Genomic DNA, 13,304 nt, shown 5'->3' with positions numbered 1-13,304 from the left:
GGCAAACTCAAGATCAGGAGAGGGCGAGCTGGCTGGCGAGCTGCTGCGCGGTCACGACAGACGTTCCGCTGGCAGCTTGGGGCTCGACGCGCCAGAGCTCGTGGATGGCGATGGCTCCCCCATCGCCGCACACGCCGAACATCGCATTATCCACGACGTGCAAGCCCGGCGGCAAATTCGTAAAGGTTTGATGCGCCAGACGGGCACGCGCGACAACGTAGCGCTGGCTGCCGGCGTCCGTAAATGCACCCGGGTAGGGCGGTGCCACGGCACGAATCAGGTTATAGACCTGCGGGGCCGGTTTGGACCAGTCGATCCGGCCGTCTTCGGGCTTGCGGCCGCCGAAATAGCTGCCGTTGGCGAGCACGTTCGGGTGCTGCGGAATGTGCCCGGCAATCATCGCGGGAAGCGCGCGCCACAAGGTTTGCTCGGCCGCCACGGTGGCCTTTTCGAACACTTCGTGCGAGGTGTCGTCCGGCAGGATCGGCACAATGGTCTGGTCGACGATGTAACCAGCATCTGGCTTTTCGACCATTTCGTGCAGGGTGGCGCCGGTTTCGGTCTCGCCGTGCAGCACCGCCCAGTTGATGGGCACGCGGCCGCGGTACTTGGGCAGCAGCGAACCGTGCATGTTGAACGCGCCGAATTTGGCAAGGCTCAACAGGCGCATCGGGATCATGTGCCGGTAGTAGAACGAAAAGATGAAGTCCGGCGCAATGGCGGCAATCCGCGCGTGCAGGTCTTCACCGTTTGCGTTATCCGGCGTGATGTATGGGATACCCAATTCCTGTGCGGTGGCGCGTACGCTCCCGAACCAGATGTTCTCGGCGGCGTTGTCCTCGTGCGTGACAACGAGTTCGACCTGAATGCCACGCGCAGCCAGCACGCGCAGGCAGCGTACGCCGACGTTGTGATACGCGAAAACGACGGCGCGCCGCTTGAGTTCGGAGCTCATGCAACACCCCGCTGCGAGCCCGTCTTCAGATCGGCAGCACCGGCTTCATGCAGATGCGGCGTCTCTTCCAGCACACCCTGCACCAGATAGCGCGGGCGTTCACGCACCTGTTGATAGATGCGGCCGATGTATTCGCCCAGCAAGCCAATGCCAAACAGCAGCACGCCCATCAGGAAGAACGTGATGGCGAACAGCGTGAACACGCCCTGGACTTCCGCGCCCAGGATGAAGCGCCGCACTACCAGCAGGATGAACAGCACGGCAGAGGCGAGCGACAAGAGCATCCCGATCGCCGAGAACCACTGCAGCGGCACGACGGAAAAGCCCGTCACCAAGTCAAAATTCAATCGCACGAGCTTGTACAGCGAGTATTTCGACTCGCCGGCAAAGCGTTCTTCGTGGTCGACTTCGATTTCGGTCGGGTTCTTGCTGAACGTGTAGGCCAGTGCCGGAATGAAGGTGTTGACTTCGCGGCAGCGGTTGATCGTGTCGACGATGGTCCGGTTGTAGGCGCGCAGCATGCAGCCCTGGTCCGTCATCTTGATGTGCGTGATGCGCTCGCGCAGCGAGTTCATCGCACGCGACGCGGTGCGGCGGAACCAGCTGTCCTGGCGCACGCGACGGATGGTGCCGACGTAGTCGTAGCCTTCGTCGAGCTTTTCCACCAGGCGGCCGATTTCTTCCGGCGGATTCTGCAGGTCGGCATCGAGCGTGACGACGCGTTCGCCGCGCGCATGTTCAAAGCCGGCCAGGATGGCCATGTGCTGGCCATAGTTGCCGTTGAACAGCACGACGCGCGTGCTGTCCGGGCGCGCCCGGAACTGCTCGGCCAGCATGGCGGCGGAGCGGTCGCGGCTACCGTCGTTGACGAACACGACTTCATACGAAATGCCGAGCGCGTCGAGCGCGGGATACAGACGCGCAAACAGCGCGGCGAGCCCGTCTTCTTCGTTGTAAACAGGAATGACGACCGAGAGAGCGGGTGTCTTCATTATTGGATTATTGGTACTGGGCGCAAAGTTGGCGGACCGCGCTGACCACGCGATCCACATCGGAATCTTCCATGCCGGCAAACATCGGCAGCGTAACGATGGCGCGGCCAATGCGCTCGGCCACCGGGAACATGCCCGGCTTCCAGCCGAGTTCGCGGTAGAGCTTGAACAGGTGGATGGGCGGATAGTGCACGCCAGCGCCGATGCCCAGCGCCTTCAGGCCAGCCATGAAGCCGGCGCGATCGACCTTCAGGCGATCCAGCGGCAGCACGATCTGGAACATGTGCCAGTTGGTGTGCGTGAAGTCCTCCACGGGCAGTTCAACGCCGAACGACTCGATATCGGCTGCTCGCATGCCTGCAAAGTAGCGGCGGGCCAGCGCAGCGCGGCGTGCAGTCACGGCTTCCAGCTGAGCGAATTGGCCCAGGCCGATCGCCGCATTCACGTCGGTCAGGTTGAACTTGCCGCCAACCAGATCGACTTCCATGCCGTCAAAGCCGGTGCGCACGACGCCCTGCAGGCGATATTTTTCGGCCAGCACCGCTTCTTCGGGCGTGTTGAGCACCAGCGCACCGCCTTCGATGGTCGTGATGTTCTTGTTGGCCTGGAAGCTGAAGCTGACGAGATCGCCGATCTCGCCGATGCGCTTGTCACCCCAGCGCGAGCCAATGGCCTGCGCGGCGTCTTCCACCACGCGCAGCTTGTGGCGGCGGGCGATGTCGTACAGACGGTCCATGTCGACGGGCAGGCCCGACAGATAGACCGGAATAATGGCCTTGGTGCGCGGCGTGATGGCGGCCTCGACCTTGTCCAGATCGATGTTGCGCGTCACGGGGTCGATGTCGACGAAGATTGGCTTGGCGCCGACCGTCAGCACCACGTTGGACGTGGCGACCCACGAGATCGGCGTGGTAATGACTTCATCGCCAGGACCGATGCCCGCGATGCGCAGCGCGACTTCCATCGTGGCCGTGCCGTTGGCAAATGTGCGGACGATGCGGCCGCCGAAATATTCCGACAGTGCGGCTTCGAATGCCGCGACCTTGGGGCCCGAGGTGATCCAACCCGAGCGCAGCACATCGGCCACGGCAGCGATGGTCGCCTCGTCAATGGTCGGGCGCACGAAGGGCAGGAAGGGAAGCTCGGCAGTGGCGGTGGTTTGCGTCATGACTTGAATAAGGTTGGGTACCGGGTGTGGGCGGATCGGCTCACGAACGAGCCAGCACAAGTACGCCGACGAGGATGATCGCGATGCCAATCAGGCGCTGCACCGACAGCACTTCGCCAAACAGATACCACGCCAGGAAGGCGTTGACCACGTAGCCCAGGGAGAGCATCGGATACGCGATGGTCACATCCACGCGCGACAGGCCGAGAATCCACACCACCACCGAGATGACGTAGCACGACAGGCCGCCAATGATGGGCCATTGCGTTGCAAGCTTGATGCCGATCGGCAGGATGTTGTCGGCCGAAAACGCAAATCGGCCGATATTGTTGACGCCCGCCTTGAGCAGCAGTTGAGCGCAGGCATTGAGCATGACGCCCGTCAGGATCAGCCCGAAAGTGACCAGATTCATGTGTTCTTTTGATGTTTTACAGACTGCGGCGGTTTCCCCGTGCGGATGTTCTCAATCCAGCCGCCGGGCCGCATGTTACGACAATTCCGCTTGCGCGCCCCTTTCGAGAATCCGTGGCGGTGAAACCTAGTTGCGCCGGACGATCACACGGCGGGCATCGCGGGCGATCAAGATCATCGGTACGCCCTGGGCTGTCAGCCGATCATAGGTGCCCGGTCCCATCATGGCGACCGCCTGACCGCCGGCTTTCCAGCGCGCCACGAACGCTTCGGTGGTCGGCACCCACTTGGCAGGCTCCTGTTTGACGCCAAAGGCCAGTTCATCAGGCTCCTGCACCATGATGGTGGGCCGGCCGAGGTAAAACGGCATTGTATGGTCCAGACGCTCCACCGCATAGAACGGCACGTCGGGCTTGAGCCACGGCCGGATGGCCGGCACGAGATCGATACCCGACATGGAACGCCCGAAGGCTTCGTGGCCCAGCATCGCGGCCGTAAATGTCAGGAACCACGCGCATGCAAATGCGACCACGCTCTCGAAGCGCCTGCCCGCCAAGCGAAGCGCGAGCCACGTGAATCCTGCTCCCGCCGCGAACGCTACAGCCAGGAACATTGCAAACCGGGCAAACACTGCGTTCGGATACATATCCGACGACATTGTCGCCACGTAACCGCTTGCCGCCAGGCCAGCCAGCGCCAGCGCAAGGAAGCCCTTGAGTTGCCAGCGCCATGCGCGCTCGCTGGTGTGCTCCAGGACCAGGGCCCCCAGAATCGCCAGCGCTGGGATGATCGGGAAGATATAGCCCGGCAGCTTCGAATCCGAAATGCTGAAAAACGCAAAGATCAGGATGGCCCACAGGCCGAGCATGAGCGTGGGGCGGAAACCGTTGCTGGCGGTTTCACCGCGTGCGAAGCTCAGACGTGCAGCGCTGGGCAATTGAGCAAGCCACGGCAGGAACCCGGCTATCAGCAGCGGTACAAAGTACCAAAGCGGCGCGTTTCGATTGTGCACGGTCGACGTGAAACGCTGGAAATGCTCGTGCACGAAGAAGAACCACGCGAATTCCGGGTTGCGCATCGAGATCAGCACGAACCACGGCGCGCCGACGGCAAAGAAGATGATCAGCCCGATCACCAGATGCAATCGTTTCCACAGGGCCCAGTCGCGTGCGACCAGCGTGTAGACCACCAACACAAAGCCCGGCAGGACCACGCCGATCAGGCCCTTGCTCAGCACAGCCAGCGCCATTGATGCCCAGCAGGCCCACATCCAGCTGCGTTGTTGAGCGCGCGTGGCATCCGGATGCTGTGCGAGCAGCAGCGCACCCAGTGCCATCGTCATGCAGCCGGCTACGCCCATGTCGAGCGAGTTGAAGTGCGAGCCCACGTTCCACAGCGGCGCGCTCACAAGCACCAGCCCGCTGATGACGGCCGTCCGCTTGCTCCACCAGCGCGCGGCCGCCAGCATCGTGAAAACAATGCCGACGATGCCGGAGAGCGCCGTGAACAGCCGCGCCTGCCAGTCGCCGATGCCGAACAGCGTGTAGGCGAGTGCGGTGCCCCACATCTGCAGGGGCGGCTTCTCGAAATACTTCAGGGCGTTGTAGCGGATGGTCACCCAGTCGCCGGAGACGAACATCTCGCGCGCGATTTCGGCGTAGCGACCTTCGTCGGTGGGGATCAGGTGCCGGTAGCCGAGCGTGCCGAGCCAGATGGCCAGGAACGCAGCAGCCAGCAGCCATAGGGAGGCGTTGCGCCAGGGGAGAGCGGGCGCTTGAGCGGTGCGGTCGATCGGCATGCGGTCAGGCACGCTCGATCAGCAAGGCGGCGGCCACTTTGCGGCCTTCCAGCATCAGAATGTTGTACGTGCGGCCGGCGGCCTGCAGGTCCATGGCGTCTACGCCGATGCGCTTTTCGGTAAGCGGCACCGTCAGCCGCGGGTGCGGGAAGCGCAGCTTGTTGCCGGAGCCGAAGATCACCACTTCGGCGCCCAGTTCGAGCAGGCGAGCGAAATGCTCGGGCGTCAGATCCTCAAAGCGCGACACGTCCCACGGCACCACCGCGCCCTCGGGCATTACCAGCACGGAGTGCTCGTACCGCACCTTGTTGATTTCGATATAGCCGTCGCCGTAGCCGGTAACGGTATTGAGAATGGTCGACGAATCGGATGAGTGGAGCTTCAAGGCGGGAATCCTATCGAGCGCCGTGGCGGCGGCGCATGGGGCGGCACGCTGGCTAGGGCGCTAGGTTTCAGACTTTGGGTAGGTTTCGCTGCGTTGCAAAAATGCCCGCCTAAGTCTGTCATAATGGGCTAAATTATATCTTTTTCTCTCCTTCGCCCGCCGCGCCATAAGCGATGTCCGGCAAGGAATAGCGTAGCGGCGCCTGCCGCTGTGTGGCGTTACCGTCGCCGCTTTGCTGCGCCACAGAATGCCCAGTAGTTCCAGCCCGTTCAACGTCGCCACTCGCCGCCTTGCCCGTGAAAACGATTCAGAAATCCGCCAAGCTCAACAACGTCTGCTATGACATTCGCGGCCCCGTGCTCGAGAAGGCCAAGCAGATGGAAGAAGAGGGCCACAAGATCATCAAGCTGAATATCGGCAACCTGGCCGTGTTCGGTTTCGATGCCCCTGAAGAGATCCAGCAGGACATGATCCGCAACCTGCCGAATTCGGCGGCGTATTCGGATTCCAAGGGCATCTTCGCGGCGCGCAAGGCGGTGATGCACTACACGCAAGAGCAGGGCATCAAGAACGTCACGCTGGAAGACATCTATCTGGGCAATGGCGCGTCGGAGCTGATTTCGCTGGCCACCAACGCGCTGCTCGACGCCGGCGACGAGCTGCTGCTGCCGGCGCCCGACTACCCGCTGTGGACGGCGATGACCAGCCTTTCGGGCGGCACGCCGGTGCACTACATCTGCGACGAAGCCAATGGCTGGATGCCGGACCTGGACGACATCCGCGCCAAGATCACGCCCAACACCAAGGGCATCGTCGTCATCAACCCGAACAATCCGACCGGCGCGCTGTATTCGGACGAACTGCTGCTGGGCATCGTCGCCATCGCGCGCGAACACGGCCTGGTGATCTTCGCCGATGAGGTGTACGACAAGGTTCTGTTCGACGACAACAAGCACACCGCGATCGGCTCGCTGTCGGAAGACGTGCTGACCGTGACGTTCAACAGCCTGTCGAAGAGCTACCGTTCGTGCGGTTACCGCGCGGGCTGGATGGTCGTGTCCGGCGACAAGCGCCCGGCCAAGGACTACATCGAAGGCCTGAACATGCTGTCGTCGATGCGCCTGTGCGCCAACGTGCCGGGGCAGTGGGCCATCCAAACCGCGCTAGGCGGTTACCAGAGCATCAAAGACCTGGTGGCGCCGGGTGGCCGCATGCGTCGTCAGCGCGACCTAGCACACGAGTTGATCACGGCGATCCCCGGCGTGACCTGCGTCAAGCCCAAGGCTGCGCTCTATATGTTCCCGCGCCTGGACCCGGCGGTGTATCCCATCGAAGACGACCAGACCTTCATTCGCCAGCTGCTGGAAGAAGAGCGTGTGCTGCTGGTGCAGGGCACGGGCTTCAACTGGCACTCGCCGGACCACTTCCGCATCGTCTTCCTGCCGCACGAAGACGATCTTCGTGAAGCGATTGGCCGAATTTCGCGCTTCCTGGAGCGGTACCGTCAGCGTCACGGTACTGGCATCCGGGCCGCATAAACTCGGTCTTCCGCCAGATCAGTAACTGCGGGGCAGACCGAAGTGTCTGCCCTGTGTGTTTTTTGCTTCTCCGCTTTTTCGTTTCTTTACGACACGTCTCATGAATCCCATCAAGATCGGCCTGCTCGGGCTCGGTACCGTCGGTGGCGGTACCCTCAAGGTTCTGCAACGGAACCAGGAAGAAATCCGCCGTCGCGCGGGTCGCGGCATTGAAGTCGCCATGGTTGCCGTGCGCAATCTCGACAAGGCGCGTGCCATCGTGCAGGAAGCCGGGGCGACCGTGCCGGTGGTGAACGACCCGTTTGCGATTGTGGATTCGCCCGAGATCGATATCGTCGTGGAGCTGATTGGCGGTTATGACCTGACGCGTGAGCTGGTGCTGCGCGCCATCGCCAACGGCAAGCATGTCGTCACCGCCAACAAGGCGCTGCTGGCCCTGCATGGCAACGAGATCTTCAAGGCCGCCCAGGACAAGGGCGTGATGGTGGCGTTCGAGGCCGCTGTGGCCGGCGGCATCCCCATCATCAAGGCGCTGCGTGAAGGCCTGACGGCCAACCGCATCGAGTGGATCGCCGGCATCATCAACGGCACCACCAACTTCATCCTGACCGAGATGCGCGACAAGGGTCTGGACTTCGACACAGTCCTGAAAGAAGCCCAGCGCCTGGGCTACGCCGAAGCCGATCCGACCTTCGACATCGAGGGCTTTGACGCCGCGCACAAGCTCACGCTCATGAGCGCCATCGCCTTTGGCGTGCCGATCCAGTTTGAACGCGCGTATGTGGAAGGCATCACCAAGCTGGAAGCCGTCGACATTCGCTACGCCGAAGAACTCGGCTACCGCATCAAGCTGCTCGGCATTACGCGCCGTGTCGAAGCGGGCATCGAGCTGCGCGTGCATCCGACGCTGGTGCCGGCCAAGCGCCTGATCGCCAATGTCGAAGGCGCGATGAATGCCGTGGTCGTCAACGGCGATGCCGTGGGCCCGACGCTGTACTACGGCAAGGGCGCAGGCGCTGAGCCGACCGCTTCGGCCGTCGTCGCCGATCTGGTGGACGTGACGCGCCTGCACACGGCCGACCCGGAACACCGCGTGCCGCATCTGGCGTTCCAGCCGGACGCGCTGTCCGACACGCCGGTGCTGCCGATCGACGAAGTGCGCTCGAGCTACTACCTGCGCATGCGCGTGGCCGATGAAACCGGCGTGCTGGCCGACATCACGCGCATCCTGGCCGAAGGCGGTATCTCGATCGACGCCATGCTGCAGAAGGAATCGCGCGAAGGCGAACCGCAGACCGACATCATCATGCTGTCGCATGTGACGGTGGAAAAGCGCGTGAATGCCGCCATCGCCGCCATCGAAGCGCTGCCGACCGTGCTGTCGAAGGTCACGCGCATCCGCATGGAAGAACTGAACTGAGCGCAGGACATGAGCATGCAATACCGATCGACCCGCGGCCACGCAGAGCCGCAGAGTTTCTCCCGCATCCTGCTGGGCGGCCTGGCGCCGGACGGCGGGCTGTATCTGCCTGAGCAGTACCCGCAGGTCAGCGTTGACGAACTGACCCGCTGGCGCGACCTGCCGTACGCCGATCTCGCGTTCGAGATCCTGCGCAAGTTCGCCACCGACATTCCCGAAGACGACCTGCGCGCATTGACCCGCCGCACCTATACGTCCGAGGTCTACTGCAACGCGCGCGCTGGCGACAACACCGCCGACATCACGCCCTTGCACAAGCTGGGCGAGGAAGGCGGCACGTCGCTGTCACTGCTGTGCCTGTCCAACGGCCCGACGCTGGCCTTCAAGGACATGGCGATGCAGTTGCTGGGCAACCTGTTCGAATACGCGCTCGACCGTGAGCACGCCGAGCTGAACATCCTGGGCGCCACTTCTGGCGACACGGGCAGCGCCGCCGAATACGCCATGCGCGGCAAGCGCGGTGTGCGCGTGTTCATGCTGAGCCCGCACCGCAAGATGAGCGCGTTCCAGACCGCGCAGATGTTCAGCCTGCAAGACAAGAACATCTTCAACATCGCCATCGAAGGCGTGTTCGACGACGCGCAGGACATCGTCAAGGCGGTGTCGAACGATCTCGAATACAAGGCCCGCCAGAAGATCGGCACGGTCAATTCGATCAACTGGGCGCGTGTCGTCGCCCAGGTCGTCTATTACTTCAAGGGCTACCTGCTGGCGGCCCCGAAGATTGGCGACAAGGTGTCGTTCTGCGTGCCGTCGGGCAACTTCGGCAACGTCTGCGCCGGCCACATCGCGCGCATGATGGGTTTGCCTATCGACAAGCTGGTCGTTGCCACCAACGAGAACGACGTGCTCGACGAGTTCTTCCGCACCGGCACGTACCGCGTGCGTTCGGCCGCGCAGACGTATCACACGTCCAGCCCCAGCATGGATATCAGCAAGGCGTCGAATTTTGAGCGCTTCGTGTTCGACCTGCTGGATCGTGATCCGGCGCGCCTCGCCCAGCTCTTCCGCGACGTGGACGAAAAGGGCGGTTTCTCGATGACGGGCAAGCCGGAGTTCGACCGCATCGCCGAGTTCGGCTTTGTATCGGGCCGCAGCTCGCACGAAGACCGCGTCGATACGATCCGCGATGTGTTTGCCACGTACGGCACGATGATCGACACCCACACCGCCGACGGCGTGAAAGTGGCGCGCGAAAACCTGACGCCGGGCGTGCCGATGGTGGTGCTGGAAACGGCGCTGCCGGCCAAGTTTGGCGACACCATTCGCGAAGCGCTGGACCGCGAGCCGGAGCGTCCGGCTGGCTACGCCGATATCGAATCGCTGCCGCAGCGTTTCGAGGTCATGCCGGCCGACGTTGACCGCATCAAGGGCTATATCGCCCAGCACACCGGTCTCTAAAACGATGGAAGCAGTGCCGGATGACGTAGCCGGGGCAGCCTTCGAGCGCTGCCTGCACGACATCCGCGCCTGCCGTGAGTGCGAGGGCGCCTTGGCGCATGAGCCTCGCCCGGTGGTCGTGGCGGACCGCCGCGCCCGAGTCCTGATCATCGGGCAGGCGCCGGGCCGCATCGTCCACGAAACCGGCATCCCCTGGAACGACCGTTCTGGGGATCGCCTGCGCCAGTGGCTGCAGATCTCATACGACGATTTCTACGCTGACAAGCGCATCGCCGTGGTGCCGATGGGTTTCTGCTTTCCCGGCACCGGTGCGAATGGCGATTTGCCCCCGCGCCCGGAATGCGCGCCCAAGTGGCACCGGCCGCTGTTGACCGCGATGCCCGATGTAAGGCTCGCGCTGCTGGTAGGCACCTATGCCCAGCGCAATTACTTCGACGTGCCGCGCGACTGGTCGTTGACCGACGTCGTGCGCAACGGGCCTGTGCACGACGCTGAGGGCCGCGTGCTGTTCCCGCTGCCACATCCGAGCCCGCGCAATCTCGCCTGGTTCAAACACAACCCGTGGTTTGACGCGCACATCGTGCCGGCGCTGCGGGCCGCGCTGGCCGACGCATTCGCTTGATACGCCTGCGCTGATGCATGGCATCGGTCTGGAACCGATACAATCGAAATCTCCTTTTCGATTCCGTTTCCCCATTCCCGCATGTCCGCCAACGATGCTCCCGCCGTCAAACCGTCCTTGCTGACGCTCGATGCGGCGCTGTCGCAACTGCTTGCCGCAGTGCGCGCTTTGCACGAGACCGAAACCGTGTCGACGTTGCACGCCAACGGGCGCGTCCTCGCGCAGGCCGTCCGCAGCAGCTTGAACGTGCCGCCCGCCGACAACACGCAGATGGACGGTTACGCCGTGCGCGCCGCCGACATCACCGCGCCGGGCACGCGCCTGAAGGTGGCGCAGCGCATTCCCGCCGGCCATGTCGGCCAGCCGCTGAATGCGGGCGAGGCGGCGCGCATCTTCACCGGCGCACTGATCCCACCGGGCGCCGATGCGGTCGTCATGCAGGAGCAATGCAAGGCTGACCCGGACACGGGCACCGTCGTCATCGACCACGTACCTGAATCCGGCGAATGGATCCGTCGCGCCGGCGAAGACATTGCCGACGGCGCCGAGATCCTGCCGCGCGGCACGCGCCTTGGCCCGCAGCAACTCGGCCTGGCGGCTTCGGTCGGCTGTGCCAATCTGCACGTGGTGCGCCGTCCGCGCGTGGCCGTGTTCTTTACCGGCGATGAGCTTGCCATGCCCGGCGAGCCGCTCAAGCCCGGCGCAATTTACAACTCCAACCGCTTCACGCTGCGCGCGCTGCTGGAAAACCTCGGCTGCGACATCACCGATTTCGGCATCGTGCCCGACACGCTCCAAGCCACGCGTGACACATTGCGCGAAGCGGCCGAGGAACACGACCTCATCATCACCTCCGGCGGCGTGTCGGTGGGCGAGGAAGACCACATCAAGCCCGCGGTGGAAGCCGAGGGGCGCCTGAACCTCTGGCAGATCGCCATCAAGCCGGGCAAGCCGCTGGCCTTCGGCGAGGTGCGCCGCCCCGAAGGCATGGTGGGCGGCCCGACCGCATTTTTCATTGGCCTGCCGGGCAACCCGGTGTCGAGCTTCGTCACCTTCCTGCTGTTCGTGCGGCCGTTCATCCTGCGCCTGCAGGGCGTGGCCGACGTGGCACCAAAGCGCATCCCGATGCGCGCCGACTTTGCGCTGCCCAAGGGCGATCGCCGCAACGAGTTTCTGCGTGCGCGCATCAACGCCAACGGCGGGCTGGACCTGTTCCCCAATCAGAGCTCGGGCGTGCTGACCTCCACCGTGTGGGGCGATGGCCTGATCGACAACCCGCCCAACCAGCCGATCGCGCCGGGCGATGTCGTCAGCTTCCTGCCGTTCGCGGGTCTGGTGTAAGGAGCGATGGCCATGCAGATTGATCTTCGTTTCTTTGCCAGCGTGCGCGAGCAACTCGGCACCTCGCAGGAGCAGGTGGTCGTGCCGGAGGCCGTGCGCACCGTCGGCGATGTGCGCCGCTGGCTGGCGCAGCGCGGTCCGGTCTGGGGCGAAACCCTGGCCGAAGGCCGTGCGCTGCGCATGGCGGTGGACCACCAGATCGTGCCGGCCGATACCGCTGTGCACGACGGCTGCGAGGTCGCATTCTTTCCGCCCGTGACCGGCGGCTGAGCGCAGGAGACCGACCATGTCCGTCCGCGTCCAGGAAGCCGACTTCGACCTCGGCGCCGAGATTGCAGCGCTGCGTGCCGGCCGCCCAAACATCGGCGCGGTGGCCAGCTTCATCGGCACCGTGCGCGACATCAACGACGGCACCGGTGTGTCCGAGATGGAGCTGGAGCACTATCCCGGCATGACCGAAAAGGCGCTCGCTGACATCGTGAGCGCGGCCATGCAGCGTTGGGAGTTGATCGACGCGCTCGTCATCCACCGCGTTGGCAAGCTCAAACCGCAAGACCAGATCGTGCTGGTGGCGGTGGCGTCCAATCACCGCGGCGAGTCCTTTGCCGCGTGCGAATTCATCATGGATTACCTCAAGAGCGAGGCGCCGTTCTGGAAGAAGGAACAGACGCCTGAAGGCGCGCGCTGGGTCGATGCACGCGTTACGGACGACAAGGCGCTCGCCCGCTGGGGCATTGTCACCTCCAACGCCGCGACAAGCACGGCTGATCAGCCCGGCGCATCGGCGCAACCCAACGACTACGAATAACGAGGACGCGACCGCATGAGCGGAATGGGCTTTCTGGCAGTTGGAGTGGGCGCTGCGCTGGGAGCCTGGTTGCGCTGGGCGTTCGCCATCTTGTGGAACGCCATCAATCCGGCCTTGCCGTACGGCACGCTGGCAGCCAATCTGGTGGGGGGCTATCTGATCGGCGTTGCGGTGGGTTTTTTCGATACGCACGCGGGGCTGCCGCCTGAATGGCGTTTGCTGGTCATCACCGGTTTTCTGGGCGGGCTGACGACGTTCTCGACGTTTTCCAGCGAGGTTGTCGGCAACATCCTGGCCGGCGACCACCTGATGGGCGCGCTGCACATCGTGGCGCACCTGGGCGGCTCGCTGTTCCTCACCATGCTTGGGCTCTGGACGGTGCGCACGTTCAGTTGATCGCAAGGC

14 protein-coding genes are annotated in these 13,304 nt (G+C 63.7%); 8 read left to right on the top strand and 6 right to left on the bottom strand.

Features of this window, described 5'->3' with window-relative positions; all coding sequences use genetic code 11:
* Positions 1–13: 13 nt before the first annotated feature.
* The 6 genes from NG898_RS13025 to NG898_RS13000 all read right to left on the bottom strand — a co-directional run bounded on the left by NG898_RS13025 (position 14) and on the right by NG898_RS13000 (position 5,709).
* Positions 14–955, bottom strand: coding sequence for a formyltransferase (locus NG898_RS13025; protein WP_252692670.1), 942 nt, complete (start codon positions 953–955; stop codon positions 14–16).
* Positions 952–1,947, bottom strand: a complete 996-nt coding sequence (locus NG898_RS13020; RefSeq protein WP_252692669.1) for a glycosyltransferase — start codon at positions 1,945–1,947, stop codon at positions 952–954. The genes NG898_RS13025 and NG898_RS13020 overlap by 4 nt, the downstream gene beginning before the upstream one ends.
* A 7-nt stretch (positions 1,948–1,954) precedes the next feature.
* Complete coding sequence (locus NG898_RS13015; RefSeq protein WP_252692668.1) at positions 1,955–3,115, bottom strand: DegT/DnrJ/EryC1/StrS family aminotransferase; 1,161 nt, start codon at positions 3,113–3,115, stop codon at positions 1,955–1,957.
* Between the two features lie 40 nt (positions 3,116–3,155).
* A complete protein-coding gene (locus tag NG898_RS13010) occupies positions 3,156–3,527 on the bottom strand; it encodes an SMR family transporter (RefSeq protein ID WP_004626520.1) in 372 nt (123 codons plus the stop codon).
* 126 nt (positions 3,528–3,653) lie between these two features.
* Entirely contained in the window at positions 3,654–5,324 is a 1,671-nt protein-coding gene (locus NG898_RS13005) for an ArnT family glycosyltransferase (RefSeq protein WP_252693436.1), read from the bottom strand.
* Positions 5,325–5,328: 4 nt separating this feature from the next.
* Positions 5,329–5,709, bottom strand: a complete 381-nt coding sequence (locus tag NG898_RS13000; RefSeq protein WP_252692667.1) for an Mth938-like domain-containing protein — start codon at positions 5,707–5,709, stop codon at positions 5,329–5,331.
* Between the two features lie 296 nt (positions 5,710–6,005).
* On the opposite strand from NG898_RS13000, the gene NG898_RS12995 reads away from it, so the two are divergent.
* The 8 genes from NG898_RS12995 to crcB all read left to right on the top strand — a co-directional run bounded on the left by NG898_RS12995 (position 6,006) and on the right by crcB (position 13,295).
* Entirely contained in the window at positions 6,006–7,247 is a 1,242-nt protein-coding gene (locus NG898_RS12995; RefSeq protein ID WP_252692666.1) for a pyridoxal phosphate-dependent aminotransferase, read from the top strand.
* Positions 7,248–7,347: 100 nt separating this feature from the next.
* Positions 7,348–8,667: a homoserine dehydrogenase gene (locus NG898_RS12990; protein WP_252692665.1), complete on the top strand. Its 1,320-nt coding sequence runs from the start codon at positions 7,348–7,350 to the stop codon at positions 8,665–8,667.
* Between the two features lie 15 nt (positions 8,668–8,682).
* On the top strand, positions 8,683–10,128 hold the full coding sequence (gene thrC, locus NG898_RS12985) for a threonine synthase (RefSeq protein WP_252692664.1): 1,446 nt from the start codon (positions 8,683–8,685) through the stop codon (positions 10,126–10,128).
* 4 nt (positions 10,129–10,132) lie between these two features.
* Positions 10,133–10,750, top strand: coding sequence for a uracil-DNA glycosylase family protein (locus tag NG898_RS12980; protein WP_252692663.1), 618 nt, complete (start codon positions 10,133–10,135; stop codon positions 10,748–10,750).
* Between the two features lie 81 nt (positions 10,751–10,831).
* Positions 10,832–12,091 carry a molybdopterin molybdotransferase MoeA gene (locus NG898_RS12975; RefSeq protein ID WP_252692662.1) on the top strand — a complete coding sequence of 420 codons (1,260 nt, stop codon included), beginning with the start codon at positions 10,832–10,834 and terminating at the stop codon, positions 12,089–12,091.
* Positions 12,092–12,103: 12 nt separating this feature from the next.
* Positions 12,104–12,361, top strand: coding sequence for a molybdopterin converting factor subunit 1 (gene moaD, locus NG898_RS12970; RefSeq protein WP_252692661.1), 258 nt, complete (start codon positions 12,104–12,106; stop codon positions 12,359–12,361).
* Between the two features lie 16 nt (positions 12,362–12,377).
* Entirely contained in the window at positions 12,378–12,899 is a 522-nt protein-coding gene (locus NG898_RS12965; protein ID WP_252692660.1) for a molybdenum cofactor biosynthesis protein MoaE, read from the top strand.
* 15 nt (positions 12,900–12,914) lie between these two features.
* A complete protein-coding gene (gene crcB / locus NG898_RS12960) occupies positions 12,915–13,295 on the top strand; it encodes a fluoride efflux transporter CrcB (RefSeq protein ID WP_252692659.1) in 381 nt (126 codons plus the stop codon).
* Positions 13,296–13,304: the final 9 nt, after the last annotated feature.

It is taken from the genome of Ralstonia mojiangensis (assembly GCF_023955645.1).
GTDB lineage: Bacteria > Pseudomonadota > Gammaproteobacteria > Burkholderiales > Burkholderiaceae > Ralstonia > Ralstonia mojiangensis.
Note: the sequence above shows the minus strand (reverse complement) of the source record. Positions and strands in the feature narration are given on the sequence as shown.

What these genes read in the sequence shown, in the direction of transcription:
- NG898_RS13025 (WP_252692670.1), bottom strand. Translation starts at nt 955, where the DNA reads ATGAGCTCCGAACTCAAGCGGCGCGCCGTCGTTTTCGCGTATCACAAC.
- NG898_RS13020 (WP_252692669.1), bottom strand. Translation starts at nt 1,947, where the DNA reads ATGAAGACACCCGCTCTCTCGGTCGTCATTCCTGTTTACAACGAAGAA.
- NG898_RS13015 (WP_252692668.1), bottom strand. Translation starts at nt 3,115, where the DNA reads ATGACGCAAACCACCGCCACTGCCGAGCTTCCCTTCCTGCCCTTCGTG.
- NG898_RS13010 (WP_004626520.1), bottom strand. Translation starts at nt 3,527, where the DNA reads ATGAATCTGGTCACTTTCGGGCTGATCCTGACGGGCGTCATGCTCAAT.
- NG898_RS13005 (WP_252693436.1), bottom strand. Translation starts at nt 5,324, where the DNA reads ATGCCGATCGACCGCACCGCTCAAGCGCCCGCTCTCCCCTGGCGCAAC.
- NG898_RS12990 (WP_252692665.1), top strand. Translation starts at nt 7,348, where the DNA reads ATGAATCCCATCAAGATCGGCCTGCTCGGGCTCGGTACCGTCGGTGGC.
- thrC (WP_252692664.1), top strand. Translation starts at nt 8,683, where the DNA reads ATGCAATACCGATCGACCCGCGGCCACGCAGAGCCGCAGAGTTTCTCC.
- NG898_RS12980 (WP_252692663.1), top strand. Translation starts at nt 10,133, where the DNA reads ATGGAAGCAGTGCCGGATGACGTAGCCGGGGCAGCCTTCGAGCGCTGC.
- NG898_RS12975 (WP_252692662.1), top strand. Translation starts at nt 10,832, where the DNA reads ATGTCCGCCAACGATGCTCCCGCCGTCAAACCGTCCTTGCTGACGCTC.
- moaD (WP_252692661.1), top strand. Translation starts at nt 12,104, where the DNA reads ATGCAGATTGATCTTCGTTTCTTTGCCAGCGTGCGCGAGCAACTCGGC.
- NG898_RS12965 (WP_252692660.1), top strand. Translation starts at nt 12,378, where the DNA reads ATGTCCGTCCGCGTCCAGGAAGCCGACTTCGACCTCGGCGCCGAGATT.
- crcB (WP_252692659.1), top strand. Translation starts at nt 12,915, where the DNA reads ATGAGCGGAATGGGCTTTCTGGCAGTTGGAGTGGGCGCTGCGCTGGGA.